Origin of the sequence: Pseudomonas sp. GW460-12-10-14-TSB1 (genome assembly GCF_017349775.1) — a bacterium.
In the GTDB taxonomy this organism is placed as follows: domain Bacteria; phylum Pseudomonadota; class Gammaproteobacteria; order Pseudomonadales; family Pseudomonadaceae; genus Aquipseudomonas; species Aquipseudomonas piscium.
This window is the reverse complement of sequence record NZ_JACNAC010000029.1, coordinates 14,980-40,543: the sequence shown is the minus strand read 5'-3', so window position 1 is coordinate 40,543 and position 25,564 is coordinate 14,980. Positions and strand designations below refer to the sequence as shown.

25 protein-coding genes are annotated in these 25,564 nt (G+C 64.7%); 16 read left to right on the top strand and 9 right to left on the bottom strand.

The genetic code is table 11. The features are described 5' to 3' along the window. Positions 1-15: 15 nt before the first annotated feature. A complete protein-coding gene (gene folM, locus J4D52_RS17695; RefSeq protein ID WP_063429362.1) occupies positions 16-726 on the bottom strand; it encodes a dihydromonapterin reductase in 711 nt (236 codons plus the stop codon). A 173-nt stretch (positions 727-899) separates the two neighbouring features. Continuing rightward, positions 900-1,469, bottom strand: a complete 570-nt coding sequence (locus tag J4D52_RS17690) for an antibiotic biosynthesis monooxygenase (protein ID WP_063428393.1) — start codon at positions 1,467-1,469, stop codon at positions 900-902. 213 nt (positions 1,470-1,682) lie between these two features. Here J4D52_RS17690 and J4D52_RS17685 point away from each other — a divergent pair, with 213 nt between their 5' ends. After that, on the top strand, positions 1,683-2,642 hold the full coding sequence (locus J4D52_RS17685; RefSeq protein ID WP_063428395.1) for a MerR family transcriptional regulator: 960 nt from the start codon (positions 1,683-1,685) through the stop codon (positions 2,640-2,642). A gap of 30 nt (positions 2,643-2,672) precedes the next feature. Here the strand turns inward: J4D52_RS17685 and J4D52_RS17680 are convergent, their stop codons facing one another. Both J4D52_RS17680 and J4D52_RS17675 read right to left on the bottom strand, forming a co-directional pair. After that, entirely contained in the window at positions 2,673-3,278 is a 606-nt protein-coding gene (locus tag J4D52_RS17680) for a hypothetical protein (RefSeq protein ID WP_063428396.1), read from the bottom strand. A gap of 55 nt (positions 3,279-3,333) precedes the next feature. Then, positions 3,334-3,807 carry a PAS domain-containing protein gene (locus J4D52_RS17675; RefSeq protein WP_063428398.1) on the bottom strand — a complete coding sequence of 158 codons (474 nt, stop codon included), beginning with the start codon at positions 3,805-3,807 and terminating at the stop codon, positions 3,334-3,336. Between the two features lie 155 nt (positions 3,808-3,962). Between J4D52_RS17675 and J4D52_RS17670 the strand changes: the two genes are divergently transcribed. Beyond that, positions 3,963-4,418: a flavodoxin gene (locus tag J4D52_RS17670; RefSeq protein ID WP_016701722.1), complete on the top strand. Its 456-nt coding sequence runs from the start codon at positions 3,963-3,965 to the stop codon at positions 4,416-4,418. Here the strand turns inward: J4D52_RS17670 and J4D52_RS17665 are convergent. Then, complete coding sequence (locus J4D52_RS17665) at positions 4,399-5,295, bottom strand: LysR family transcriptional regulator (protein ID WP_063428400.1); 897 nt, start codon at positions 5,293-5,295, stop codon at positions 4,399-4,401. The two genes, J4D52_RS17670 and J4D52_RS17665, sit on opposite strands and share 20 nt — an antisense overlap. A 110-nt stretch (positions 5,296-5,405) precedes the next feature. On the opposite strand from J4D52_RS17665, the gene J4D52_RS17660 reads away from it, so the two are divergent. The 9 genes from J4D52_RS17660 to J4D52_RS17620 all read left to right on the top strand — a co-directional run bounded on the left by J4D52_RS17660 (position 5,406) and on the right by J4D52_RS17620 (position 16,263). Next, positions 5,406-5,792, top strand: a complete 387-nt coding sequence (locus J4D52_RS17660; protein ID WP_007929806.1) for a CidA/LrgA family protein — start codon at positions 5,406-5,408, stop codon at positions 5,790-5,792. Next, on the top strand, positions 5,782-6,468 hold the full coding sequence (locus tag J4D52_RS17655; RefSeq protein ID WP_025806455.1) for an LrgB family protein: 687 nt from the start codon (positions 5,782-5,784) through the stop codon (positions 6,466-6,468). The genes J4D52_RS17660 and J4D52_RS17655 overlap by 11 nt, the downstream gene beginning before the upstream one ends. 152 nt (positions 6,469-6,620) lie before the next feature. Then, a complete protein-coding gene (locus J4D52_RS17650; protein WP_063428402.1) occupies positions 6,621-7,403 on the top strand; it encodes a class II aldolase/adducin family protein in 783 nt (260 codons plus the stop codon). After that, a complete protein-coding gene (locus J4D52_RS17645; protein WP_063428403.1) occupies positions 7,403-8,305 on the top strand; it encodes an alpha/beta fold hydrolase in 903 nt (300 codons plus the stop codon). The genes J4D52_RS17650 and J4D52_RS17645 overlap by 1 nt, the downstream gene beginning before the upstream one ends. Positions 8,306-8,519: 214 nt before the next feature. Next, positions 8,520-9,431, top strand: coding sequence for an SDR family oxidoreductase (locus J4D52_RS17640; RefSeq protein ID WP_025806458.1), 912 nt, complete (start codon positions 8,520-8,522; stop codon positions 9,429-9,431). Between the two features lie 105 nt (positions 9,432-9,536). Then, complete coding sequence (locus J4D52_RS17635; RefSeq protein WP_025806459.1) at positions 9,537-9,890, top strand: hypothetical protein; 354 nt, start codon at positions 9,537-9,539, stop codon at positions 9,888-9,890. A gap of 493 nt (positions 9,891-10,383) precedes the next feature. Further along, on the top strand, positions 10,384-12,177 hold the full coding sequence (locus J4D52_RS17630; protein WP_063428405.1) for a DUF1302 domain-containing protein: 1,794 nt from the start codon (positions 10,384-10,386) through the stop codon (positions 12,175-12,177). A gap of 23 nt (positions 12,178-12,200) precedes the next feature. After that, a complete protein-coding gene (locus tag J4D52_RS17625; RefSeq protein WP_025806461.1) occupies positions 12,201-13,568 on the top strand; it encodes a DUF1329 domain-containing protein in 1,368 nt (455 codons plus the stop codon). A gap of 148 nt (positions 13,569-13,716) precedes the next feature. Next, positions 13,717-16,263 carry a LuxR C-terminal-related transcriptional regulator gene (locus J4D52_RS17620; RefSeq protein WP_102677210.1) on the top strand — a complete coding sequence of 849 codons (2,547 nt, stop codon included), beginning with the start codon at positions 13,717-13,719 and terminating at the stop codon, positions 16,261-16,263. A 31-nt stretch (positions 16,264-16,294) separates the two neighbouring features. On the opposite strand, the gene J4D52_RS17615 is transcribed toward J4D52_RS17620, so the two are convergent. After that, positions 16,295-17,086, bottom strand: coding sequence for an IclR family transcriptional regulator (locus tag J4D52_RS17615; RefSeq protein ID WP_063428408.1), 792 nt, complete (start codon positions 17,084-17,086; stop codon positions 16,295-16,297). A gap of 166 nt (positions 17,087-17,252) precedes the next feature. Here J4D52_RS17615 and hmgA point away from each other — a divergent pair, with 166 nt between their 5' ends. From hmgA to J4D52_RS17595, 4 genes are all read left to right on the top strand, one after another. After that, positions 17,253-18,557 carry a homogentisate 1,2-dioxygenase gene (gene hmgA / locus J4D52_RS17610; RefSeq protein WP_102677211.1) on the top strand — a complete coding sequence of 435 codons (1,305 nt, stop codon included), beginning with the start codon at positions 17,253-17,255 and terminating at the stop codon, positions 18,555-18,557. 3 nt (positions 18,558-18,560) lie between these two features. Continuing rightward, on the top strand, positions 18,561-19,865 hold the full coding sequence (gene fahA / locus J4D52_RS17605) for a fumarylacetoacetase (protein ID WP_102677212.1): 1,305 nt from the start codon (positions 18,561-18,563) through the stop codon (positions 19,863-19,865). 15 nt (positions 19,866-19,880) lie between these two features. Next, on the top strand, positions 19,881-20,519 hold the full coding sequence (maiA, locus tag J4D52_RS17600; protein ID WP_025806465.1) for a maleylacetoacetate isomerase: 639 nt from the start codon (positions 19,881-19,883) through the stop codon (positions 20,517-20,519). Positions 20,520-20,685: 166 nt separating this feature from the next. Further along, a complete protein-coding gene (locus J4D52_RS17595; protein WP_102677213.1) occupies positions 20,686-22,056 on the top strand; it encodes an aromatic acid/H+ symport family MFS transporter in 1,371 nt (456 codons plus the stop codon). A gap of 12 nt (positions 22,057-22,068) precedes the next feature. Here J4D52_RS17595 and J4D52_RS17590 read toward each other — a convergent pair whose 3' ends face one another. The 3 genes from J4D52_RS17590 to J4D52_RS17580 form a co-directional block, all read right to left on the bottom strand. Further along, positions 22,069-22,536, bottom strand: coding sequence for a GNAT family N-acetyltransferase (locus J4D52_RS17590; RefSeq protein WP_102677214.1), 468 nt, complete (start codon positions 22,534-22,536; stop codon positions 22,069-22,071). An 89-nt stretch (positions 22,537-22,625) separates the two neighbouring features. Next, positions 22,626-23,405, bottom strand: a complete 780-nt coding sequence (locus J4D52_RS17585; RefSeq protein WP_173678553.1) for a class I SAM-dependent methyltransferase — start codon at positions 23,403-23,405, stop codon at positions 22,626-22,628. A gap of 68 nt (positions 23,406-23,473) precedes the next feature. After that, a complete protein-coding gene (locus J4D52_RS17580) occupies positions 23,474-24,277 on the bottom strand; it encodes a SirB1 family protein (protein ID WP_025806469.1) in 804 nt (267 codons plus the stop codon). A 183-nt stretch (positions 24,278-24,460) separates the two neighbouring features. On the opposite strand from J4D52_RS17580, the gene J4D52_RS17575 reads away from it, so the two are divergent. Next, on the top strand, positions 24,461-25,480 hold the full coding sequence (locus J4D52_RS17575; RefSeq protein ID WP_025806470.1) for a Glu/Leu/Phe/Val dehydrogenase dimerization domain-containing protein: 1,020 nt from the start codon (positions 24,461-24,463) through the stop codon (positions 25,478-25,480). Positions 25,481-25,564 lie beyond the last annotated feature (84 nt).

The window sequence follows — 25,564 nt, the reverse complement described above, 5'->3', positions numbered from 1 at the left end:
TCCTCGCGGGAAGCCTTACTTGAGGTGCCGCCCGCCGTTGACGGTCAGGGTAGTGCCGGTGACATAAGGGTTGTCGAGCAGATAACGCAGGCTCTGGTAGACCACCTCGCAACCGGGCTCGATGCCCAGGGCGGACTTGGCCAGGGCCTTGGCGCGGTAGGCCGCGTCGTCGTCGGGATTGAACATTAACAGAGCCGGGGCGATGCCGTTGACCTTGATCGTCGGGGCATATTTCGCCGCGAAGGACAGGGTCAGGCTGTCGAGGCCGGCCTTGGTGGCGCAATAGGCGATGTGCTTGCTGCTGCCGCGGCGGGTAACGTCGTCGCCGATGTGCACGATGTCGGCGGGGCTGGACCGCCGCAGCAGGTCGGCGCAATGCAGGTTGATCAGGTAGGGCGCGAGCATGTGCACGCTGAACATGTCGGCGAAGGCCGCGCTTTCCTGGCCGGGTGTTTCTTCCAGCCATTGCGAGGCGTTGTGCACGATCGCCCGCAGGCTGTCGGTGTGGTCGTGCAGTTGGCTGATGAAGGCCTGGATCCCGGCTTCGCTGGAGAAGTCGGCGAACAGAGCAATCGCGCCACGCTCGCGCAAGGCCTGCACGCCCGGGCGTTCGGTGCGGTAGCTGATGATCACCCGGTGACCCTCTTCCAGCAGGCGCAACGCGCAATGCAGGCCGACACGCTGGCCGGCGCCGGTGATCAGGATCGGGGCAGGGGAAGTAGTCATGAACGGCTCGCGTCGCAGGTAGAGCAAAACTATACCAGCGCCGGGCAGGGTTCGCCCGGGCCGCTGTAGGAGCGAGCGGGCGGCGATCCGACTTGCCCGCGATGATGGCGCTGCGGTCTGTCTGTCAGACCGCGTTATCGTTCATCGCGGGCAAGCCTCGCTCCTACAGGGGGTCAATGATTCTGCGTGGAAGGCGCCGCTGGCAGCGGGCGGGCCGGCGTGCTGTTCAACCAGCCGGACAACAGGTGGGTGGACAGCGGAATGAACCAGTAGACCATCAGCGGCGTCAGGGCCAGGGTGCTGACGAGCACGCGCGGCACCAGGCTGAGTTCGCCCAGCAGCGGGTTGAGGATGAAGTTGAAGATCAGCGACACCGGGAAGAAGGCCAGCCAGATGGCCACCGCCTGCTTCCAGCGGGGTGGGCGCTGGCCGACCGCGCCGAACCAGCCGTCGATGCCGCTGACCCGGTGTTCATGGGGATGGGCGAACAGGTCGCTGCCGCGGGCCAGCCAGGCGGTGCGCGAGGCGGAGTGTTCCCAGACGTGCAGGGTCTGCTCGTCGGCGAAGCGGAAGATGATCTGGAATTCGTCATCGTCGGGCGGCGGAGCGAGCACGCCGGAGCCGAGATAACCGGGGAAGTCGGTAGCCAATTGTTCGCCTTCGCGCAGCCAGGCGATCAGGTCCTGGTAACGGCCATCGGCGACACGCCGGGCGACCATCAGGGTGACGGGTGAGGTAGACATTATGTATCTCCGTAAAACCAATGCGTTGCCTGGGTAAGGCAATACGCCGGACGCAGCACCGGGGTATTGGGCTGCGTCTTGGAAGCAAGCAAGGATTATTCCTGATTGTGACAAATACACCAGAGGCAGCGGTCGCTTTGCCCTGTGTTGAGGAACTGTCACCGATGGGGAGTAGAATGGCCGTCACTTTATCCATCGGTGTTTCCTGCCCAGATGCCCGTCATTACTGAACTTGCCCGCCCGGCACAGCCCCTCGGCCAAGCCTCGCAGGACGATCTGTTTCCAATCCGGGAAGTTTCACGGCTCACGGGGATCAACCCGGTGACCCTGCGGGCCTGGGAGCGTCGTTATGGGCTGATCCAGCCGACACGCACCGAAAGTGGGCACCGTTTGTATTCGATGCACGATGTCGAGACAGTCCGCGAGATCCTTGGCTGGATCGACCGTGGTGTCGCGGTCAGCAAGGTCGGCAAGATCCTCGCTAAAACCCGGGCTGCCGGCGAGGCACCGCAGGCCATGCCGGGCGACAGCGAATCGGGCGATTACCTGCCGTGGCAGGGGCAACTCAAGCGGGCGGTCGGCGGGTTCGACGAGACGCACCTGGAGCGGCTGTACGGCCAGATCTTCTCCAGCTATTCGCTGTCGGTGGTGTTCCAGGACATCCTCATGCCGTTCTGGCGGCAGCTGGCGCAGCACCAGGAACCTTACGGCCACACCAGCGAATGGCTGTTCTTCGATCAGTTCCTGCGTTCGCGAATCTCCCAGCGCCTGCTGTTGCAGCGCGGCAGCCAGCCGCGCCCGGTGCTGCTGGCGGCGCTTGCCGGGCAATGTCGGGAGCTGGAGTTGCTGGTGGCGGCGCTGATGCTGGGCAGTGCTGAAATGGAAGTCCGGGTACTGGCGCTGGGGCAGCCGTTCGACGAACTGACCCTGGTCTGCGAGAAGATCAAACCCCAGGCGCTGGTGCTGTTTTCCAATCACGCCCCGGCGCCGGAACTGCCTCGGCGTTTGAATCGCCTGGCGCTGACCCTGGAGTGTCCGCTGATGCTGGCGGGGGATGTCGCCGAATTGGCCCAGGACAGCCTGAGCGCTTCGCCGGTGGGCTGTCTGGGCAATGACGGGCGTTTGATGATGCAGCGCCTGCGGCAGTTTCTCAGCGGTACGCTCGATACCTGAGTTCATGCCCAGGTCGGGAAAAGAGCGACCTCAGACGTGCAGGTTGGGGTGTGCCAGGCGGTGCTGCTGCAGGATGAACTGGCGCAGGCGCTCGGTTTCATCCTTGTCGCTCTGGTTCAACCTATAGGCATAGAAGCCAGCGTCGGTCTGGCGTTCGAGGCGGCCACGCAGGGCAATGCGCTCGTAGCCCGACGGGCTGAACCATTGGGCGAACTGTTTCGGTGGTTTGGCCCGGTTGCGAATCTCCAGCAACACGCTGTTGAACGACACTTCATGCACCCACAGCGCGGTGGGCTGCCCCTTGGCGTTTTCCAAGGCCACCGGCTCCGCCAGGGTCAGGCGCCATGGGCGGACCCTCGGTCCGTCCTCGAAGATGCTCGGCACGCCCAGGCGCAGATGCAGGGCGTGGAACTCGTCTTCCACCAGGTGCAGGGGAAAGGTCATCTGCTGGTTTTCAAAGTGCGCCTGGATGGTCACCTGCTCGTTGGCCGCCAGGCGGGTGAGCAGGTCGCGGATCTGTGAGCCCCCGTTGACCAGCAGGCTCGAGTTCGCATCCCGCACGTTGAGTTGCGGGTTGTGCTGCATGGTCTGAATGAAGTCCAGTTCATCCTGGGTGAGGAGAGCGTCACGGCGCATGATGTTGCTCGACGGAGAAAGTGACAAAATCATTGGTGATTAAGCGTACTGACAACTAATTCGGCATCTTGTTAGAGCCGCTCGTCGCCTGGAAAACGGCGAGTTCCGCGCGGGCTTCGGCCAGCTCCTTTTCCACCTGCGCCAGCCGTTGCTGGGCCTTGAGCTGGGCTGTCACATCTTTCTGCACACCGACGAAATAGGTCAACTGGTCGCTTTCGTTGAACACCGGGGTGATCGACAGCTCGTTCCAGAAGTGACTGCCGTCCTTGCGGTAGTTGCGCAGCACCTGGCGGCAGGGCTGGCCGCTGTCCAGGGCCTGGCGAATCAGCGGGATTCCCGGTTGGTCACGATCGCCCGACTGGAGAAAGCGGCAATCCTGATAAAGCACCTCGTCGGCGCTGTAGCCGGTGAGCCTTTCGAACGCCGGGTTCACGTAGATGATGATGTTGTCTTCGCCTTCCTGTTCGGCAACGACGATCCCGTCGTTGGAGGCGTTGATCACCAGTTGCAGCAGATGGGCGTTGATCATCGGGAGCTTCCGCAAGCGATCGGCAGGTGGCGGCAATTCTAAGACATGGCGCGAAGCTGTCCACTGGCCATTATGGGTAAATCGCGCTACAAGGCTGGATTTTTTCGTGCAACTGTTAATATCCCAGTCTTTTACTCAGCTTCAGGAACAGATTGATGAAAGTCGCCATCCTTTCCGGCTCGGTGTACGGCACGGCTGAAGAAGTCGCCCGGCACGCCGCCAAGCTCCTCAATGCCGCAGGTTTCGAGGCCTGGCACAACCCGCGCGCGACCCTGGCGGACGTCCAGGCATTCGGCCCCGAGGCTTTCCTGGCCGTGACCTCGACCACTGGCATGGGCGAGCTGCCGGACAACCTGCTGCCGCTGTATTCGGCCATTCGCGATCAACTGCCGGCGGCCTGGCGCGGTTTGCCTGGCGCGGTGATCGGCCTGGGCGATTCGAGCTATGGCGACACCTTCTGTGGCGGTGGCGAGCAGATGCGCGAGCTGTTCGCCGAGCTGGGCGTGCGGGAAGTGCTGGAAATGCTGCGCCTGGACGCCAGCGAAAGCGTGACCCCGGAAACCGACGCCGAGCCTTGGCTGGCCGAACTGATCAGCGCTCTGCGCGGCTGACCGGACGCTCGCGCAGCAGCGCCAGCCAGGCTTGCGCGGCCTTGGACAGATAGGCGCCCTGACGCCAGATGAAGGCGATGTCCCAACGCAGGTAGTCGGGGGCTTTCAGCGTCAGGCGCACCACGCCGGGCCGCACCAGGCCGCGTGCCACCACGCTGGGCAACAGCACCACGCCTTGCCCGGCGGCCACCAGGGCGGCGAGAAAGTCCGCCTGGCCGCTGCGCCCACCTTCCTTCGGGGTGAACCCCACCTGCTGACAGGCCTGCAACAACCGGTCGTTGAGCACAAAGCTGCGCTGATAAAGCAGGAACGGCGTGTCCGCCAATTCCTCCAGGCGCACCTGGGCCTTGATCGCCAACGGATGATCGGCCGGTAGCAAGGCATCCAGCGGTTCGTCGCAGAACGGCTGGTAAGCGAAGGTCGGGTCCTTGGGCGTCAGGCTGCCGCCGATCTCCAGTTCGCCGTTGAGCACCGCCTGCTCGATGTTCAGGCTGCCGCCTTCCAGCAACTGCACGCTGATGTTCGGGTAGCGTCGGCGGTACTCGGCGAACAGGCTGGCGAACAGTGCGTCGCTGCCCAGCAGGGGCAGGCCCAGGCGCAATTCCCCACGGGCCAGTTGGCTCAGGTCGTCCAGTTCGCTGAGCAGCTCGTTGCGCAGGCGCAGCATGCCTTCGGCGCGTTGCAGTACCACACTGCCCGCGGCGGTGAGGTGAATGTGCGAGCCTTGGCGATCCAGTAGCGGCGTGCCCAGGCTCTGTTCCAGCTGGGCGATCTGCTTGCTCACCGCCGATTGGCTGATGTGCAGGGTCTTGGCGGCCTGGGTGAAACCGCCCTGGTGAATCACTTCGACAAAACTGCGCAGCTGTTTGAAGTCCATGTTTCGGGTCCGTGCTCTGAATTCCATTCTGGAATGACTTCCAGTCTAACAATTCGCTTCGGTGATGGTAGGCGCTTGCATAAAATGCAGGCCTGCGAGGACCGAATTCCATGAACGCTTCCACCTTGAAACACCTGGGTCGCCTGTTATCCGAACTGGCGGTGTTGCTGGCTATTTATCTGTTCGGCTGCCAGCTGGCCGGGTGGCTGGCGTGGCCGATTCCTGGCGGGGTGATCGGCCTGGCCTTGCTGCTGTTGGCGTTCGCCCTGGGCTGGGTCAAGCCGGCGGCATTGCAGATGGGCGCGGGCCTGCTGATGGCCGAGATGCTGCTGTTCTTCATTCCGGCGCTGATGAGCCTGCTGGACTACGGTGGCCTGCTGCGCCAGGACGGCTGGCGGATCCTGCTGGTGATTGGCGTCAGTACGCTGATGGTGATGCTGGTCACCGCGTTCACGGTGGAATGGGTGTGCCGTTGGAGAATGCGCCATGACGCTTGAGCCCATGCCGATGTTCTGGCTGTTGCTGACACTCGCGGCCTATCTGTTCAGTCGCTGGATCTACCGGCGCACCGGGCGTTACCTGCTGTCGCCGCTGATCCTGGTGCCGGCCCTGTTGCTGGCGATCGCCGTGCCGCTGCACACCGCCTATGCCGAATATTCCGCCAACACCCATTGGCTGATGCTGGTGCTGGGACCGGTCACCGTGGCTTTCGCGGTGCCGATCTGGCAGCAGCGGCAACTATTGATGCGCCATTGGTCGGCATTGCTCCTGGGCATGCTGGCGGGCAGCGCGGCGTCCATCGCCAGCTCCTTCGGACTGGCGCGGGTGCTGGCCCTGGACAGCTCGGTGACCATGTCGCTGGTGCCGCGTTCGATCACCACTCCCTTCGCCATGCCGCTGGCCCATGACCTGGGCGGCGTGCCCGAACTGACGGCAGTGTTCGTGATGTTCACCGGGGTGTTCGGCGCCATGCTCGGCGGTGTCCTGCTCAAGTGGCTGCCGCTGCGCAGCGCCCTGGCTCGCGGTGCTTTGTTCGGGGTCGGCGCCCACGGCGCCGGGGTCAGCCGCGCCCATGAAGTCGGCGGTGAAGAGGGCTCGGTGGCGGGGCTGGTGATGGTTCTCACGGGCCTGCTGAACCTGTTCGCCGCTCCTTTATTGGCGTCGTTGCTTTGACGTTGCCCGCACCGTTTTGAATTAAAGCGACCAATGACTCGCTCGGTCAGTAAGCTGGCTGGCAATGCAACTACCTGAATCCGGGTGGCTGACTAGACTGATCCCCACGTCCCAAAAAAATAATAAAAACTGCCGTCACTGAGGTCCTTGCCGTGAGCCTATCCTCCGTTCAGCCGACATCGAGTGTGAAAGACCTGGTCAGCGCCGCCGAATGGCAAACCCGCGTCGATCTGGCCGCCTGCTATCGCCTGGTGGCGATGCATGGCTGGGACGATCTGATCTTCACCCACATCTCCGCCAAGGTCCCTGGCACCGAAGATTTCCTGATCAACCCGTTCGGCCTGATGTTCCATGAGATCACCGCCTCCAGCCTGGTGAAGGTCGACCAGGCCGGCAACAAACTGATGGACAGCCCCTACGAAATCAATCCCGCCGGCTACACCATCCACAGCGCCGTGCACGAAGTGCGGCACGATGTGGCCTGCGTGCTGCACACCCACACCGCGGCCGGGGTCGCGGTGTCCGCGCAGCAGCAGGGGGTGTTGCCCATCAGCCAGCAATCGCTGTTCGTGCTGTCGAGCCTGGCCTATCACGCCTATGAAGGCGTGGCCCTGAACCACGAGGAAAAGGCCCGGCTGCAGGCCGACCTCGGCGACAGCAATTTCCTCATGCTGCACAACCACGGTCTACTGACCTGTGGCGGCACCATCGCCGACACCTTCCTGATGATGTTCACCTTCCAGCGCGCCTGCGAGATCCAGGTGCTGGCGCAGAACGGTGCGGCACAACTGATCGCCATCGAGCCGCAGATTCTGGCCGGGGCCAAGGCGATGATCGCCGGGGTCACCAAAAGTGCTCAAGGCATGGGTGGCGCGCTGGCATGGCCGGCACTGCTGCGCAAACTCGATAAACAAGACGCGGGTTATAAACTCTGATGCCTATGGCCGAGATTCCTCTGTGCGTGTGGCGCAAGCGCGGACATAGCTTCGTGTTTCGCGGTCACGCCATTCGCTACTGGACCGCGGGGCAGGGCGAGCCGCTACTGCTGATCCACGGTTTTCCCACCGCTGCCTGGGACTGGCACTACCTGTGGCAACCCCTGGCCCAGCGCTATCGAGTGATCGCCTGCGACATGCTGGGGTTTGGCGATTCGGCCAAGCCGCGGGACCACGAGTACAGCCTGCTGGAGCAGGCGGACCTGCAACAGGCCTTGCTCAAGCATCTGGGTGTCGATACCCCCGTGCACCTGCTGGCCCACGACTACGGCGACAGCGTCGCCCAGGAAATGCTCGCCCGGCACTACGAAGACCGCTGCAACCTGGCCAGCTGTGTCTTCCTTAATGGCGGCCTGTTCCCGGAAACCCATCGTCCGGTGTTGACGCAGAAGCTGCTGCTCAGCCCGCTGGGCTGGATGCTCGGCCGCGCCTTCAGCCGGGAGGGGCTGGCCAGGAGTTTCAGCCAGATCTTCGGCCCGCAGACCCGGCCCAGCGAAAGCGCCCTGGATGACTTCTGGAGCCTGGTGGAGGCCAATAACGGCCCGCGGATCCTGCACAAGCTGATCGGCTACATTCCCGAGCGCCGGGTGCAGCGCGACCGCTGGGTGAGTGCGATGCAGCGCGGCGAGGTGCCGCTGCGGGTGATCGACGGCGCGGTGGATCCGATTTCCGGGGCGCACATGGTCGAGCGTTACTGCGAACTGATTCCCAACCCGGATACCGTGCTGCTGGCCGGTATCGGTCACTACCCGCAGACCGAAGCCCCGGTCCAGGTGCTCAAGCACTATCTGGCCTTTCGCGACAGCCTGGAGTTTCCACCGCGCAAACTGGCCTGCTCCTGAGAGACCCGAGCTGTCCGTAGCGACCGCGATTCTGCGACCTTGGCCTGTGCGCGCCAGGCGCTGATGCGCCCCGCCACATCGTTACCCCTCGATCATCCCCCTGCCTTATTGCGCACCATTCAGCTCCAGCCGTGTTTATTGTGACCGTCAGCCGCGTGCCTGACACTCGAAGCCATTGTCCGTCTGTTGTCCATCTGGCCTGTGGGAGTTCGGTATGAGTGAGTCTGTGCGCTTCGAGAATAAAGTCGTGATCGTCACCGGTGCCGGCGGCGGTCTGGGGCAGGCTCATGCATTGCTGTTCGCCAGACACGGGGCGAAGGTCCTGGTCAACGACCTGGGCGGCTCGACCCAGGGCGAGGGCGCCAATGCCTCGGCGGCGGACCGGGTGGTGGCGCAGATCCGCGAAGCCGGCGGCATCGCCGAGGCCAACCATGACTCGGTGACTGACGGCGACAAGATCGTACAGAACGCCCTGGATGCTTTCGGCCGGGTAGATGTGGTGGTGAACAACGCCGGCATCCTGCGCGACAAGACCTTCCACAAGATGGAAGACGCCGATTGGGACCTGGTGTACCGCGTCCATGTCGAAGGCGCCTACAAGGTGACCCGCGCCGCCTGGCCGCACATGCGCGAGCAGGGTTATGGCCGGGTGATCTTCACCGCGTCCACGTCCGGCATCTACGGCAACTTCGGCCAGTCCAACTACGGCATGGCCAAGCTCGGCCTTTACGGCCTGACCCGCACCCTGGCCATCGAAGGCCGCAAGAACAACATCCTGGTCAACGCCATCGCGCCAACCGGCGGCACGCGGATGACCGAAGGGCTGATCCCGCCGCAGGTGTTCGAGCAACTCAAGCCGGAGCTGGTCAGCCCGCTGGTGGTGTACCTGGGCAGCGAGAACTGCCAGGAGACGTCCGGCCTATTCGAAGTCGGCGGCGGCTGGATGGGCAAGGTGCGCTGGGAGCGCAGCCTGGGCCTGGGCTTCGATCCGCGCGAAGGTTTCTCCCCGGAAGATGTCGCCGCCAATTGGCAGCAGATCTGCGATTTCGAAGGCGCGGCGCACCCCAAGGACAATATCGAAGCCCTGAGAGAGATGATGCAGAACCTGCAGAAATACACGATCTGAAGCAGCCCTCCGGCCGACCCGTACAGCCGCGCCCCGCGCGGCTGTACGCCTGATGCGTGGGTCACTATGCTCGTCGAACATCGACCGCATAAGGACACGCAGCCCATGTACGAATCCAAGACCCAGCCGCTGTTATCGCGCCTGTTGTTTCTGCGCCGCTTGTTTCTGCACGTCCTGGCCACCCTGGGCCTGATCGGCGTCTCGCTGTTGCTGGGGATTGCCGGGCATCTGTATTTCGAGCCGGGTGTCAGCGGCTACGACGCCTTGTTCAACGCCGCGATGATGCTTGGCGGCATCGGGCCCGCGGCCATGCCCGCCACGGCGGGGGGCAAGCTGTTCTTCGCCAGCTACGGCCTCTATACCAACCTGGTGTTCGTCGCCGCCTTCGGCCTGATCCTGGCGCCGGTGGCCCATCGTTTGTTGCATCGTTTCCATTGCGACGGCGACCAGGCACCTTGAGCGCCAACCGGACTTTCTCCCGGGCATAAAAAAGGCCGCTGCAAGGCAGCGGCCGAAGGAAGACGTTAGATCAAGGAGCAACAAATCAACGTCAGTGAACACCCGGTGAAGATCTGAATATCCTTGCTTCAAACCTTCTGAATCCTCTTGCCTCCAAGGTGGCGTGATCACACCTCTGGGCGACTCTGCGTGGCTGTTTGCCGTGAGAGCGAGGCCAGAATAAGGGCTGGCTGCTCAATGAAAAATAGCGATTGCGGACAAGGACTGTTACAGCCTGGGCAATAGTAGTGCACACCGCGCGGATATGCCCGGCAAGGGCGCAATCCATCCACCTGATACCCGTCCATCCAGCCCGTCGATGCGCCGCGCAAAGGCCCGGCTGGCGAGGGCATTCATCCTTTCGAGCGACAACGCGAATACCTCCTTGGTGCGCTTATCGCTCCTGTGCGCCGGCAGTAGGGTGAGGCCTTCTGTCACTCACCGGGGAAGACGCATGACAAAAACAACAATGCGCGCCATCTTCACACCGCGGGCGCTGGCCGTCGCGGTGGCCTTGGGGGGCTGCGCCCAGGCGCAGGCCGTTTCATTCAACATCGGGGAGATAGAGGGGCAGTTCGATTCTTCGCTGTCCATCGGCGCCAGCTGGGGCATGCGCGATGCCGACAAGGACCTGGTGGGTGTGTCCAACGGCGGTCGCGGGCAGTCCTCCACCGGCGACGACGGGCGCCTGAACTTCAAGAAGGGCGAGACCTTCTCGAAGATCTTCAAGGGCATCCACGACCTTGAACTGAAGTACGGCGACACCGGCGTCTTCGTCCGGGGCAAATACTGGTACGACTTCGAACTCAAGGACGAAGACCGCGAGTTCAAGCCCATCAGCGACCACAACCGCAAGGAGGGCGCCAAGTCTTCCGGCGGGCAGATCCTCGATGCCTTCATCTATCACAACTACTCCATCGCCGACCTGCCGGGCACCGTGCGCGCCGGCAAGCAGGTGGTCAGCTGGGGCGAGAGCACCTTTATCGGCAACTCGATCAACAGCATCAACCCGATCGACGTCTCGGCGTTTCGCCGCCCGGGTGCCGAGATCAAGGAAGGCCTGATCCCGGTGAACATGCTGTTCGCTTCCCAGGGCCTGACCGACCAGTTGACCGTGGAAGGTTTCTATCAGCTGGAGTGGGACCAGACCGTGGTCGACAACTGCGGCACCTTCTTCGGCAACGACGTGGTGGCGGACGGCTGCACCACTGGCTACACCGTTGGCAGCCCGGCGATCCGGCCGCTGCAACCGATTGCCGCGGCGTTCGGCCAGGGCTTCACCGTGGCCCCCGAAGGCGTGGTGATCGGCCGCGCCGGCGACCGCGATGCCCGCGACTCCGGGCAGTGGGGCACCGCCCTGCGCTGGCTGGGCGACGACACCGAGTACGGCCTGTACTTCATGAACTACCATGCCCGCACCCCGACGGTCGGCACCATCACCGCCGGGAGCAGCACCCTGGCGAGCATCCCGGGGATCGTCAGCACCGCCAACAGGATCGCCCCGGGCACCGGTTCGGCCCTGGCCCAGAGCGTGATGCTCGGGCGCGGCCAGTACTACCTCGAATACCCGGAAGACATCCGCCTGTACGGCGCCAGCTTCTCCACCACGCTGCCCACCGGTACCGCCTGGACCGGCGAGATCAGCTACCGGCCCAATGCCCCGGTGCAGGTCAACACCAACGACCTGACCCTGGCCCTGGTCAACCCCATCGCCGGTGGCCTGGCATCGCCGGTGCGGACCTCGGCGGGGGCCGACAACACCGGTTACCGGCGCAAGGAAATCACCCAGGTGCAGAGCACCCTGACCCAGTTCTTCGACCAGGTGCTGGGCGCCGACCGCCTGACCCTGGTGGGCGAGGCGGCCATCGTGCATGTCGGTGGTCTGGAGTCGAAAAGCCAGCTGCGCTACGGCCGCGATTCGGTCTACGGCCAGTACGGTTTCGGCGGCGATACCGACGGTTTCGTCACGGCCACGTCCTGGGGTTATCGCGCCCGGGCGATCCTCGATTACAATAACCTGATCGCCGGGATCAACCTCAAGCCCAACCTGTCCTGGTCCCACGACGTCAACGGCTACGGGCCCAACGGCCTGTTCAACGAAGGCGCCAAGGCGGTGAGCCTCGGGGTCGATGCCGATTACCGCAACACCTACACCGCCAGCCTCAGTTACACCGACTTTTTCGGCGGTGACTACAACACCCTCAAAGACCGCGATTTCCTCGCGTTGAGCTTTGGCGTGAACTTCTGACCCGACCCAGGAAGGACAACTTTATGCGCAAGACGATTTTGCAATGCGGTGCCCTGGCCTTGACCCTGCTGGCGGTCAACGTGATGGCGGCGGTCACCCCGCAGGAAGCGGACAAGCTTGGCACCAGCCTGACCCCGCTCGGCGCGGAGAAGGCCGGCAATGCCGACGGCTCGATCCCGGCCTGGACTGGCGGCATCGGCAAGAACGCCGGGGCGGTGGACGCCAAGGGCTTCCTCGCCGACCCGTTCGCCAGCGAGAAGCCGCTGTTCACCATCACCGCGGCGACTGTCGACAAGTACAAGGACAAGCTGTCTGACGGCCAGGTGGCGATGTTCAAGCGCTACCCGGAAACCTACAAGATCCCGGTCTACCCGACCCATCGCACGGTCGGCCTGCCGGCGGACATCTACGAGTCGGCCAAGCGCAGCGCGCTGAACGTCACCTCGATCAACGAAGGCAACGGCCTGGCCAACTTCACCGGCAACCGCTACTACGCCTTCCCGATTCCGAAGACCGGCGTGGAAGTGCTGTGGAACCACACCACCCGTTATCGCGGCGGCAACCTGCGCCGGATCATCACCCAGGCCACGCCGCAGACCAATGGCAGCTACACGCCGATCCGCTTCGAGGAAGAAGTGGCGGTGCCGCAGCAGATCCCGGACCTGGACCCGGAAAAAGGTGCCAACGTGCTGACCTTCTTCAAGCAGGCGGTGACCGCTCCGGCGCGCCTGGCCGGCAACGTACTGCTGGTGCACGAAACCCTCGACCAGGTGAAGGAGCCACGCTTGGCGTGGATCTACAACGCCGGCCAGCGCCGGGTGCGCCGCGCCCCGCAAGTGGCCTACGACGGGCCGGGCACCGCGGCCGACGGTCTGCGCACCTCGGACAACTTCGACATGTTCTCCGGCGCGCCGGACCGCTACGACTGGAAGCTGGTGGGCAAGAAGGAGATGTACATCCCCTACAACAGCTACAAGCTGGATTCGCCGAGCCTCAAGTATGACGACATCATCAAGGCCGGGCATATCAACCAGGACCTGACCCGCTACGAGCTGCACCGGGTCTGGGAAGTGGTCGGCACGGTCAAGCCGAGCGAGCGGCATATCTACGCCAAGCGCCACATGTACATCGACGAGGACAGCTGGCAGGTGGCCCTGGTGGATCACTACGACGGTCGTGGCCAGCTGTGGCGGGTGGCCGAAGGGCATGCGCAGTTCTATTACAACGCCCAGGTGCCGGCCTACACCCTCGAAGCGCTGTACGACATCATCGCCGGGCGCTACATCGCCCTGGGGATGAAGAACGAAGAGAAGCACAGCTTCGAGTTCGGCTTCGCCGCCAAGGCTGCCGACTATACCCCGGCCGCCCTGCGTGCAGCCGGTGTTCGGTAAGACTCAGGATACAAACGATGGCAAAAGGCGACCGATCGGTCGCCTTTTTTATGGGCGCGGATCAGCGCGCTGAATACTTCTCAACAAGCACCGGCGACAAGGCTAGGGTGAGGGCACGCAGGCTAAAACTATAAAAAGGCACGCCGCAATGACCGCCATGACCCCCTGTCCTGGATTCCTGCCTCGTTTGTCCTCCCACCACCTGTCCCGCAGCCGTCTGAGTGCCCCTCTTCTGGCATCGCCGGCGCGGGTGAAACTGCTCTGTGCGCCGGCCGGCAGCGGCAAGACGGCCTTGCTCGCCGAGTGCCTGTTGCAGGCGCCGACCGAATGCCGGGTGTGCTGGTTACCACAGGCCGGGGCGATGCAGACACCGCTGCAACTGTGCGGCGAGCTGGCGCGGGCGCTGGGCCTGGCCGCGTCGGACGAGGCTACGGTGCTGGACCACCTGGCGCATGTGCAGACCCCGACCTGGCTGTTCCTCGACGACTACTGCCGGGTCGCGGCGCCGCAGCTGGACCTGCTGCTCGACCGCCTGCTGGCGATCGGCAACCCGGCGCTGACCTGGTGGCTGGGCGGCCGCCGCCGGCCGCAATGCAACTGGCCGCGGCTGCTGCTCGACGACCAGCTCTACGAATGCACGGGGCCCGAGCTGGCCTTCACCCAGGAGGACATCGAGCGACTGCTGCGCCAACTGCCGCAACCCTTGTCGATCCACACCGCCAGCCGGATTTTCCAGCGCAGTGCCGGCTGGTGCGCCGGCGTGCGCATCGCCCTGCTCGAAGGCAGCGACCTAGCGGCCTCGCCGTGCCGACAGGGGCGGCCCAATACCCTGCTGGAATACCTGGAGCACGAGCTGTTCAGCGTGTTGCCGGCGGAACTGTCCGAGGTCTGGCATGTGCTGGCGCACCTGCCGCGTTTCAATGCGGCGTTGTGCGAGCACCTGTTCGGCGCCGGGGAGGGCGCCCAGTACCTGCGGGCGCTGCAGGAGCTGGGTTGCTTTATCGAGCCCTGGGACCCTGCGCCGGGGTGGCTGCAAGTGTTCGCCCCCCTGGCCCGGCTGATGCGCGACGAGCCCTGGCCGGCGGGACGCTCCTGGCATCGTCGGGCCTGTCAGTGGTTCGCCGCGCAGGAGGACTGGCAGGCAGCGTTCGAGCAGGCGTTGCTGGCGCAGGAATACGAAGTGGCGGTCAGCCTGTTGCAGCACTTCAGCTTCGAGCAGCTGTTCGAGCAGCAGAACGTGGTGTTGCTGTTGCGTCTGCATGAGCAGCAGGGCGACGAGTTGCTGCTCGGCAGCCCGCAGTTGGTGGGGTTGTTGACGGCGGCCTTGCTGTTCGTCGGGCGCTTTGACCAGGCGCAACATTGTGTGGCGCAGATGGCGCGTTTCGCGCCGCAGCCGACGGCCTCCGGACAGCGGCAGTTGGTGGCGCGCTGGCAGGCGCAGCAAGGGTGGCTGCTGCATCTGCAAGGGTTGATGGAACCGGCGCGGATGCATTTTCTCGAGGCGCTGACCGAACTGCCGGCCCATGCCTGGCCGACCCGCCTGCTGTGCCTTTCGGGGCTGACCCAGCAGGCCTTGCTCAGGGGCGAACTGGACGTGGCGCAGATGCTCAGCCGCGAGGCGCTGTGCCTGGCTCGGGCCCAGGATTCATTGGTGTTCGAAGCGCTGCTGGAGCTGGACCATGCGCAGTTGCTGGAGCAGCGTGGGGCGCCCCACAGAGCACAGAGCCTGCTGGACGAGGTGCAGCAATTGTTGAGTCGCCAGGCTTATCGGGTCGGTCCGCTGCTCGGTCGTATCGCCTTGCGCCGCGGGCGCCTGGCCTTGCGCCAGGGCCAGGCGGAACAGGCCGCCGGGCATTTCCAGAACGGGCTCGAGCTCTGTCTGCTCAGCCATGACAAACGCGCCTTGTACGGATTTCTCGGCCAGGCGTTTCTGGCCGCCAACCAGGGCGATTACGCCTATGCCTTTGTACGCCTGCGCGATGCCGAGCGACTGATGCAGCAACGGCAGATTCCCGACACTGTGTACCGCGCCGTGCTGCTGCAGGTCAGCAGTGTGTTCTGGTTGCAGCAGGGGCGGCCGGAACTGGTCCAGGAGGCCTTGAGGCGGGTGCTGCGTCACTACCGTGGACCGCAGGCGCGCCAGGCGCCACCGGCCAGCCTCGAGCTGATTCCGCGTATCGAGTACCTGCTGGTGCTGGCCGAGGTGTACCTGCAGCGCGCCGAGGCACCAGTGGCAAGCCTGCAGCGCCTGCTCGAACAGGCCCGGCAACGGGGCATGTTGTGCCTGCAGACCGAGTTGCACCTGGCCCTGGCCGAGGTCGCTTTCCTGCTGGGGGATCGGGCGTTGTCCGCCGGTGCCTTGCAGGAGGGGCTGGAGCTCAGTGCGCGCTGCAACCTGCATCAGGCACTGCATGAGTTGCGCCTGCGTCAGCCGCGGATGTTTGACTTCCAGCCGGTGGCCGAACTCGAAACGCCGGTACTGCTGCCGGCGGCAGGGGAGAGCCCGCTGAGCCAGCGGGAACTGGAGGTGCTGCAACTGATTGCCCTGGGCAGCTCCAACCAGCAGATTGCCGAGCAACTGTTCATTTCCCTGCACACGGTGAAAACCCACGCGCGGCGCATTCACAGCAAGCTCGGCGTGGAGCGTCGCACTCAGGCGGTGGCCAAGGCCAAGACGTTGGGGTTGATGCTGTAACCGCTGGCTCAGGTAGCGGCTACAGGTTGTCTCAGGGCTGGTAACCCATGCGCCAGCTCACCGCCTGGGACGCCGCCAGCAGGCGCTGCGCTGCCGGGCCGTTTTCGTCGGCGTGGAACAGCGAGGTCGGGCCGACCACCGTCAGCACGGCGGCGACCTTGCCGGTGGCGTCGAACACCGGCGCCGACAAGGCATCCACGCCCGGCATCAGCAGACCGTGCACATGGTGCAGGCCACGCTGGCGAATCTGCTCGCACAGGGCGGTATACACCTGATCGTCCGCCAGTGCGTGAGGCGCGTGGGCCTTGAGTTCCTGTTCGCGCAAATCGACGGTCTCGCGGTTCGGCAGGTAGGCGCCGAACACCAGCCCGGTGGACGAGCTGAGCAGCGGCAGCACCGAACCCAGTTGCGTCACCACCGTCACCGCGCGCACGGCGGGTTCGATATGCACCACGGTCGCGCCCTGGTTGCCCCATACCGCGAGAAAGCAGGTCTCGTTCAACTCATCCCGCAGCTCGGCCAGGGGCAGGGCGGCGACCTTCAACACGTCCATGCTGCCCAGCGCGGCCATGCCCACCCGCAAGGCCTCGCGACCCAGGCCATAGTGGTTGGTGGCGGTGTTCTGTTCGGCGAAACCGCTGGCGATCAGCGCTTGCAGATAACGGTGGACCTTGCTCGCCGGCATCTGCACGTGTTCGGCCAGGCGTGACAGCGAGGTGGCCGGCGACAGCTCGGCCAGCGCCTTGAGGATGTCGGTGCCGACCTCGGCCGAGCGAACTTTCTGTTTACCGTTGCTATCGCTGGTGCTGCGCGGCTTTTCCATGGAGGCGGTGTGATCCCGGGACGAATGGGCGTCTTTATAGCTTGACGGTCAATACCAATCAAATTACGTTATCCGTAATTGGATTACGATAAAAATAACGCAGGCGTGCCGAGAGCTCTTCCCATGGAGTCGCAGGCCGCTGCCAACTCCACTTCCAGGAGGCTCCATGAACCTCGATTCCACGGCGTCCGGGCTTGCGTACCAGTCGGGCTTCGGCAACCAGTTTTCCAGCGAGGCCCTGCCAGGCGCCTTGCCCGTCGGCCAGAACTCCCCGCAAAAAGCCCCCTACGGCCTCTACACCGAACTCTTCTCCGGCACGGCCTTCACCATGGTCCGCAGCGAAGCGCGGCGCACCTGGATGTACCGCATCCAGCCATCGGCCAACCACCCGGCGTTCGTCAAGCTGGATCGCCAGCTGGCGGGCGGGCCGCTGGGCGAGATCACGCCCAATCGGCTGCGCTGGAACCCGCTGGATATTCCGAGTGAGCCGACCGATTTCATCGACGGCCTGGTGAACATGGTCGCCAACTCGGCAGCGCAGAAACCGGCCGGGATCAGCATCTACACCTATCGCACCAACCGCTCCATGGAGCGAGTGTTCTTCAACGCCGACGGCGAGTTGCTGCTGGTGCCCGAACAGGGCCGCCTGCGTATCGCCACCGAGCTGGGGGTGCTGGAAGTCGAGCCGCTGGAGATCGCGGTATTGCCCCGCGGCCTGAAATTCCGCGTCGAGCTGCTGGACCCGCAGGCCCGTGGCTATATTGCCGAAAACCACGGCGCGCCTCTGCGCCTGCCCGACCTGGGGCCGATCGGCAGCAACGGCCTGGCCAACCCGCGGGACTTCCTGACCCCGGTCGCCCACTACGAAGACCTCAAGCAGCCCACCACCCTGGTGCAGAAGTTCCTTGGCGAGCTGTGGGGTTGCGAGCTGGATCATTCGCCGCTGAACGTGGTGGCCTGGCACGGCAACAATGTGCCGTACAAATATGACCTGCGCCGTTTCAACACCATCGGCACCGTCAGCTTCGACCACCCGGACCCGTCGATTTTCACCGTGCTGACTTCGCCCACCAGCGTGCACGGCCTGGCCAACCTCGACTTCGTGATCTTCCCGCCGCGCTGGATGGTGGCCGAGAACACCTTCCGGCCGCCGTGGTTCCACCGCAACCTGATGAACGAATACATGGGTCTGATCCAGGGTGCCTACGATGCCAAGGCCGAAGGTTTCGTGCCCGGCGGCGCTTCGCTGCACAGCTGCATGAGCGCCCATGGCCCGGATGGCGAAAGCTGCACCAAGGCCATCAACGCCGAGCTGCAACCGGCCAAGATCGACAACACCATGGCCTTCATGTTCGAGACCAGCCAAGTGATGCGCCCGAGCCAGTTCGCCCTGGAGTGCCCGCAATTGCAGAACGACTACGATGCTTGCTGGGCCTCGCTGCCCGCCACCTTCAACCCGAATCGGAAATAACCCATGAATCAGCCAACCATCACCCGCAGCTGGGTTGCCTCCGCCAACGATCATGCCGACTTCCCGTTGCAGAACCTGCCGCTGGGGGTGTTCAGCCTCCAGGGTTCGGCGCCACGCAGCGGCGTGGCCATCGGCGAGCACATCTTCGACCTGGAAGCGGCGCTCGACGCCGGGCTGTTCGAGGGCCCGGCCAAGGCCGCGGTGGAAGCCACCCGTGGCGGCCAGTTGAATGCCTTTTTCGAACTGGGCCGCCCGGCCCGCGCCGCCCTGCGCGAACGCCTGCTGGAGTTGCTCGGCGAAGGCAGCAGCCTGCGCGGCAAGGTCGAGGCCCAGGGCGCGAAGCTGCTGCCCCTGGCTGCCGATTGCCAGATGCACCTGCCGGCGAAGATCACTGACTACACCGACTTCTATGTCGGCATCGAGCACGCGCAGAACGTCGGCAAGCTGTTCCGCCCGGACAACCCGCTGCTGCCGAACTACAAGTACGTGCCGATCGGTTATCACGGCCGCGCGTCTACCATCCGTACTTCTGGTGCCGACGTACGCCGGCCCAAGGGCCAGACTCTGCCCGCCGGCCAGAGCGAGCCGACCTTCGGCCCATGCGCCCGGTTGGACTACGAGCTGGAGCTGGGCATCTGGATCGGCCAGGGCAACGAAATGGGCGAGCCGATTGCCATTGGCGACGCCGCCGAGCACATCGCCGGCTTCTGCCTGCTCAACGACTGGTCGGCGCGGGATATCCAGGCCTGGGAATACCAGCCGCTGGGTCCGTTCCTGTCGAAAAGCTTCATCACCAGCATCTCGCCGTGGGTGGTGACGGCCGAAGCCCTGGAGCCGTTCCGCCGTGCCCAGACGCCACGTCCCGAAGGCGACCCGCAGCCGTTGTCGTACCTGCTGGACAAGCGCGACCAGGCCGCCGGTGGTTTCGATATCGAACTGGAAGTGCTGCTGCTCACCGAGAAGATGCGCGAGCAAGGCCTGCCGGCCCACCGCCTGACCCTGAGCAACACCCAGTACATGTACTGGACCGTGGCGCAGATGGTCGCCCACCACAGCGTCAACGGCTGCCAGTTGCAGGCCGGCGACCTGTTCGGTTCGGGCACCCTGTCGGGCCCGCAAAGCAACCAGTTCGGCAGCCTGCTGGAGATCACCGAAGGCGGCAAGAAGCCGATCGAACTGGCCTCCGGCGAAGTGCGCAAATTCCTCGAGGATGGCGACGAAATCATCCTGCGCGGCCGCTGCCGCCGCGAGGGTTTCGCTTCCATCGGTTTCGGCGAATGCCGCGGCAAAATCCTGCCTGCCCGTTAAGAAGAGGTGCGCGTAATGGAGCTCTATACCTACTACCGCTCGACCGCTTCCTACCGGGTGCGCATCGCCCTGGCGCTCAAGGGCCTGGATTACCAGGCGCTGCCGGTCAACCTGCTGGTACCCGCTGGCGGTGCCAACCACCAGCCGGAATACCTGCGGATCAACCCCCAAGGCCGCGTGCCGGCCTTGCGCACCGATGACGGCGAGTTGCTGATCCAGTCGCTGGCCATCATCGAGTACCTGGAGGAACGTTATCCACAGGTGCCGCTGCTCTCCCAGGAGCTGGCGGCCCGTGCCCACGAGCGGGCGGTAGCGTTGCTGATCGGCTGCGATATCCATCCGCTGCACAACTCCAGCACGCAGAACCTGTTGCGCCAGTGGGGCTACGACGAGGCCCGGGTGCTGGAGTGGATTGGCCACTGGATCAGCAACGGCCTGGCGGCGGTCGAGCAATTGATCGGCGAGCAGGGGTATTGCTTCGGCGAACAACCGGGGCTGGCCGACACCTTCCTGATTCCCCAGCTGTACGCGGCCGAGCGCTTCAAGGTGCCATTGGACGCCTACCCGCGGATTCGCCGGGTCGCCGCCCTGGCCGCCGAACACCCGGCGTTCCAGAAGGCCCACCCGGCCAACCAGCCCGATACGCCTGCCTGACCTCTATTGCCGCTGCCACGGCCTGTGGCAGCGGCAATAGAAGATATGCCCGTAGGTGCAAGCCCGCTCCCGCACTTGAAGACGTACACAAGACCGATCATTGCCGCCCAAGAGCAATGACGGTCTGCCGGCTCCCATAACCATAAAAACCAGCAGGTACCTTGCGATGCACAATCAGATTGCCAGCTTCCGGGCGGCGCTCGACGCCCGTCCCGTGTCGCGTTATCAGTGGTTGCTTCTTCTGCTTCTGGCCCTGTTGTTGGTCACCGACGGCTACGACGCCCAGGTGCTGGGTTATGTGGTGCCGGCCCTGGCCCAGGACTGGGGCCTGGAGAAAGCCGCGTTCGGTCCGGTGTTCAGTGCCAACCTGCTGGGCCTGACCCTGGGCTCGCTGGCGGTGACGCCGCTGGCGGACCGTTTTGGCGTGCGGCGGATTCTGCTGGCCTGCGTGCTGATCTACGCCAGCCTCACCGTGATGATGGTGTTCGCCGATTCGCTGAACAGCCTGATGGTCGCGCGTTTTATCTGCGGCATCGGCATGGGCGGGGCGATGCCCAGCGCCATGGCGCTGATGTCGGAATACTCGCCACCGCGTCTGCGCACCCTGATGGTGACCCTGGCCGCCTGTGGTTTCTCCTTCGGTGGCGCGGCCGGCGGTTTTGTCGCCGCGGGCTTCATCGACAGCTTCGGCTGGCAGGCGGTGTTCCTCGCCGGCGGTGTCACGCCGTTGCTGCTGTTCCCGTTCCTGGTCTGGTTCCTCCCTGAGTCGCTGCCGCGCCTGCTGCGCGATCAGCCGCCTTATGCACGCCTGCGCAAGGTCACCGCGCGCATGTTGCCGGACTGGCAGCCACCGGCCGCCTCGGCCGCGCAGAACCAGGCCGAGCAGGGCAGCAAGCTCACGGTGATCGAGTTGTTCCGCCACGGTTATGCGCGCCCGACGCTGCTGATCTGGTCGACCTTTTTCGTCAGCCTGATCCTGCTGTATTTCATGATCAGCTGGTTGCCGTCGCTGCTGCTGGAAAGTGGCCTTGGCTTGAACGAAGCGAACCTGGTGACCTCGATGTTCCTGTTCGCCGGTACCCTGGGGGCGATCTGCATGGCCTGGTTCGCCGACCGCCTGAAACGCAAGGTACGGCTGCTCTCGGCGGTGCTGGCCGGGGCGGCGCTGTGCACCCTTCTGTTGGGCCTGAACCACGACAACCCGCGCTATCTGGTGGCCTTCGTCTTCGCCGCCGGCTTCTGCATCATCGGCGGCCAACTGACCCTCAACGCCTTCGCCAGCAACTTCTACCCGGCCCATGTGCGCGCCACCGGCACCGGCTGGGCCCTGGGCGTCGGTCGCTTCGGCTCGATCCTCGGGCCGCTGTTCGGCGGCCTGCTGCTGGCGATGCACATCCCGGTGCAGCAGATCTTTTTCTTCTGCGCGATTCCTGCGGTGATTGCGGCGCTGCTGATCATCCAGGTGCGCTCGCCGTCCGAGGCTTCTTCGGCAGGCGCGGGGCCGGCCCCGGAACTGCAGGCACCGCTCAAACCCTGAACGAGCGCGGGCTCAGCGTGCCAGATGCTTGATCATCGGCACGCAGGCCAGGGTCAGGCCACGGGGCGACTGGTACTGGGCAATCCGTTCGCCGACGAAGCCGCAGTGGCGATAGAAGTCCGCGGCGTTCAGGGTCGAGTCCAGGATCAGGTGCGGCAGGTCGGCCTGCAGTGCCAGTTGTTCGAGGTAGTCCATCATCTGCCGGCCGATCCCGCGGCCCATGTACGCCGGATCGACAAACACCGCATCGACCTGCCCCGACTCCAGGTCGAGCATGCCGCTAGCGGTGATCTGGTCGTCGATGACGGCTACGTGCCCGGTCTTCTCCAGGACCTCGATGAAGTAGTCCCCCAGGCTGCCAGCGGTCCAGACTTGCAGGTCGGCGGCGGGGTAGTGGCCGCTGCACTGGTGGTTGATGGCTTGGTTGCGAATGACGAAGACTCGTTGCGCGTCGTCGCCATGAGCTTTTCTGATCAGCATGCTGTGCCCATTCCCTGGTGTGAGCCGAGCATCCTGCCAGAGCCCGGGCGGGGCTGTCATGCCGCCCTGGCCTGGATCAGCAGCAGTCCTCAGCCGGTCAGCAGCGTGCCGTCCGCCCGTAGCAAGGGGCGTGTGGCCGTGCGCAGTTCGCTCTTCATCAATGCGCGATTGGCCGGTGTCAGGCGATCCAGGTCGTAGGTTTCTCCCAACGAGTCCCAGAGCTCCTCGAAGGTGGGCGTCCACTCAAGGTCCAGTTCCTCGAATTGCAGTGAGGTGAAGCGGTGGCCCAACAGTGCCCGCCATCCACTCTGTGACTGAGTACGGGGATCCACCAGGGGCAGGGGACGGAGCTGGTCGCGTCGGGCGGCGGCGCGCAAGGCCTGCAAGTAGCGCTGGCCCGGCTCGCCCAACAGAAAGGCCCGGCCAACGATGGCCGAGAGTTGTCCGCCCTTGGCCAGGACCCGATGGATCTCCTCCAGCACCTGTTCGATATCGCTCATCAGCATCAGGGCCAGGTGCGATACCACGGCATCGACGCTGCCGGTGGCAATCGACAGGCACTGGGCCCGCTCATTGAGCAGCACGCTGCGGTTCGCGAGGCGGGTGTGTGCTGCCTGCAGTTCGGTTGCGCTCATGTCCACGCCAATCAACCGGGCTTCGGGATACTCCCTGGCCAGCAGATCCAGCAGGAAACCGTCGCCGCAGCCAAGGTCCAGCACCCGTGCGGGAGGCTGAGCGGTGGCGAGCGTGGCCGCCAGCATCTCGTAGGATGAACCGCGCCCTGGCAGGCTCAGTCCGGAAAAGGCCGGCGGTGTGGTGCCGGGGCGACGCTGGTGAAAGTCCTGAAGAAAGCGTTCGGCGCTGTTCATGCTGTTCATCCTTGAAGCAAACGGAGAGTCGTCGCCGGGCATTGTGGCATGGGAGGCAGAGCGACCCATCAGTGGACGATGCTGTTGGGCGGCAGGTGCCCCAGGCGTTCGGTCAGGCGCAGGCGCTGGATCGGGTCTTCGCTGAGCAGCAGGGCGTGCTCCAGGTCGAAGCGTTCGGCGTTGGGGCAGTCCAGGTGCTGGTAGAGGCTGGCGCGGGCCAGGTAGTCGGAGGCGCTGCCGTTGCCCAGTTCCAGGACCCGCTCGGCATCGATCAGGGCATTGAGGTGGTCGTCGTGGCTCAGGTGCAACTGGCGCAGGTTGCGCGACAGGCGCTGGAGCATCTGCTGCGGGCTGGCCGTGGCCAGGTGCTCGGCGGCCAGCTTGATGTTCGGCCCGTACTGGCGCTCCAGCAGCTCACGGCAGTCGTTGGGGTACAGGCGGCGCCCGCCGCAGGGATCGAGCAGGTGATCGGCACCGGGGACGCGCAGTAGAAAGTGCCCGGGGAAGTTGACCCCGACCATGGGGATTTCCAGGCGCCGCGCCAGCTCCAGGGCGATCAGCCCCAACGCCAGCGGTTGCCCGCGCCGGGTGTGCAGCACCTTGTCCAGCAGCGCCGCCTGCGGGCGCAGCGGCAGGAACTCGTCCTGCTGGAAGCCCAGGTCGTTCATGCGCCGCAGCAGCGGCTGGCCCAGTTCGCTGACCGGCAGCAGCGGCAAGCCGGAGCTGACCCGCTGTTGCAGCTCCTTGAAATCCTGCAGCAACTGCTCGGTCGACACCTCTTTGTCGTGCTCGGCGGCGATCCACAGCGCCGCCTCGAAAAGGGCGGGCGGGGATTGTTGCAGGCAGGCGAAAAAAGCTTGACGCGGGTTCATCGAAATCTCCGGCGAATGCCTCGTTTTAGCCCCGTCGCGGGCGTTCGTCCAGTGCCGCACACATGCCGTAGCAGGTTATTTCCTAAAGCCTGAAAAGGTGTCCGGCTTATTCCCGCGCACTCCAGCAATTTTCATGCACAAGCCTATACTGGCGACTACAAGAAGTGATTCGGGAGCCCGACGATGTTCGCTCTCATGCAAAGCACTCGCCTTGAATCGCTGCACCTGAGCGTTGACTCGGCCACCGGGTTGAAGGCGGTGATTGCCATTCATAGCAGCCGCCTGGGGCCTGCCCTGGGAGGCTGTCGTTACCTTGCCTACCCCGACGACGAAAGTGCCGTGGTCGATGCCGTGCGCCTGGCCCAGGGCATGAGCTACAAGGCCGCCCTGGCCGGCTTGCCCCATGGCGGCGGCAAGGCCGTCATCATCCGTCCGCCCCATGTCGAAAGCCGCGCCGCGCTGTTCGAAGCCTTCGGCCGTTGCGTCGAGCAACTCGATGGCCGCTACATCACCGCCATCGACAGCGGCACCTCGGTCGCCGACATGGACTGCATCGCGCAAACCACCCAGCACGTCACCAGCACCACCGCCTCCGGCGACCCGGCACCGCATGCCGCCATGGGCGTGTTCGCCGGCATTCGCGCCACCGCCATGGCCCGCCTCGGCAGCGACAACCTCGAAGGCTTGCGGGTCGCTATCCAGGGCCTGGGCAATGTCGGTTTCGCCCTCGCCGAACAACTGCATGCCGCGGGTGCCGAGTTGCTGGTCAGCGACATCGATTCCGGCAAGGTGCAACTGGCCATGGAGCAACTGGGCGCCCACCCGATCGCCAACGAAGCCTTGCTCAGCACGCCGTGCGACATCCTCGCGCCCTGCGGGCTGGGCGGCGTGCTCAACAGCCACAGCGTGGCGCAACTGCGCTGCTCGGCGGTGGCCGGCTCGGCCAACAACCAGTTGACCAATCTGCAGGTCGCCGACCAGCTGGAAAACCGCGGCATCCTCTACGCGCCGGATTACGTGATCAACGCCGGCGGGCTGATCTACGTTTCGCTCAAGCATCGCGGTGAAGACCTGGCGACCATCACCGCCCACCTGTCGAAGATCAGCCAGCGGCTCACCGAAGTCTTCGCCCACGCCCAGGCTGAAAAGCGCTCCCCGGCGCGGGTGGCCGACGACTTGGCGGAGCGCGTGCTGTACCGCTAGGGGCGAAGGCCTTACCCGGCCATTGCGTCCTGTAGGCCCCGCGCCACAAGCGCGAGGCGCAACAACTGCACGCTGACCCGGCGT

Coding starts and splice junctions, on each gene's coding strand:
- J4D52_RS17655 (WP_025806455.1), top strand. CDS start 5,782: ATGACGCTTGAGCCCATGCCGATGTTCTGGCTGTTGCTGACACTCGCG.
- J4D52_RS17620 (WP_102677210.1), top strand. CDS start 13,717: ATGACCGCCATGACCCCCTGTCCTGGATTCCTGCCTCGTTTGTCCTCC.
- J4D52_RS17665 (WP_063428400.1), bottom strand. CDS start 5,295: ATGGACTTCAAACAGCTGCGCAGTTTTGTCGAAGTGATTCACCAGGGC.
- J4D52_RS17585 (WP_173678553.1), bottom strand. CDS start 23,405: ATGAACAGCGCCGAACGCTTTCTTCAGGACTTTCACCAGCGTCGCCCC.
- J4D52_RS17690 (WP_063428393.1), bottom strand. CDS start 1,469: ATGTCTACCTCACCCGTCACCCTGATGGTCGCCCGGCGTGTCGCCGAT.
- maiA (WP_025806465.1), top strand. CDS start 19,881: ATGGAGCTCTATACCTACTACCGCTCGACCGCTTCCTACCGGGTGCGC.
- fahA (WP_102677212.1), top strand. CDS start 18,561: ATGAATCAGCCAACCATCACCCGCAGCTGGGTTGCCTCCGCCAACGAT.
- J4D52_RS17625 (WP_025806461.1), top strand. CDS start 12,201: ATGCGCAAGACGATTTTGCAATGCGGTGCCCTGGCCTTGACCCTGCTG.
- J4D52_RS17575 (WP_025806470.1), top strand. CDS start 24,461: ATGTTCGCTCTCATGCAAAGCACTCGCCTTGAATCGCTGCACCTGAGC.
- J4D52_RS17630 (WP_063428405.1), top strand. CDS start 10,384: ATGACAAAAACAACAATGCGCGCCATCTTCACACCGCGGGCGCTGGCC.
- J4D52_RS17640 (WP_025806458.1), top strand. CDS start 8,520: ATGAGTGAGTCTGTGCGCTTCGAGAATAAAGTCGTGATCGTCACCGGT.
- J4D52_RS17615 (WP_063428408.1), bottom strand. CDS start 17,086: ATGGAAAAGCCGCGCAGCACCAGCGATAGCAACGGTAAACAGAAAGTT.
- J4D52_RS17645 (WP_063428403.1), top strand. CDS start 7,403: ATGCCTATGGCCGAGATTCCTCTGTGCGTGTGGCGCAAGCGCGGACAT.
- J4D52_RS17680 (WP_063428396.1), bottom strand. CDS start 3,278: ATGCGCCGTGACGCTCTCCTCACCCAGGATGAACTGGACTTCATTCAG.
- hmgA (WP_102677211.1), top strand. CDS start 17,253: ATGAACCTCGATTCCACGGCGTCCGGGCTTGCGTACCAGTCGGGCTTC.
- folM (WP_063429362.1), bottom strand. CDS start 726: ATGACTACTTCCCCTGCCCCGATCCTGATCACCGGCGCCGGCCAGCGT.
- J4D52_RS17635 (WP_025806459.1), top strand. CDS start 9,537: ATGTACGAATCCAAGACCCAGCCGCTGTTATCGCGCCTGTTGTTTCTG.
- J4D52_RS17580 (WP_025806469.1), bottom strand. CDS start 24,277: ATGAACCCGCGTCAAGCTTTTTTCGCCTGCCTGCAACAATCCCCGCCC.
- J4D52_RS17675 (WP_063428398.1), bottom strand. CDS start 3,807: ATGATCAACGCCCATCTGCTGCAACTGGTGATCAACGCCTCCAACGAC.
- J4D52_RS17670 (WP_016701722.1), top strand. CDS start 3,963: ATGAAAGTCGCCATCCTTTCCGGCTCGGTGTACGGCACGGCTGAAGAA.
- J4D52_RS17685 (WP_063428395.1), top strand. CDS start 1,683: ATGCCCGTCATTACTGAACTTGCCCGCCCGGCACAGCCCCTCGGCCAA.
- J4D52_RS17590 (WP_102677214.1), bottom strand. CDS start 22,536: ATGCTGATCAGAAAAGCTCATGGCGACGACGCGCAACGAGTCTTCGTC.
- J4D52_RS17660 (WP_007929806.1), top strand. CDS start 5,406: ATGAACGCTTCCACCTTGAAACACCTGGGTCGCCTGTTATCCGAACTG.
- J4D52_RS17595 (WP_102677213.1), top strand. CDS start 20,686: ATGCACAATCAGATTGCCAGCTTCCGGGCGGCGCTCGACGCCCGTCCC.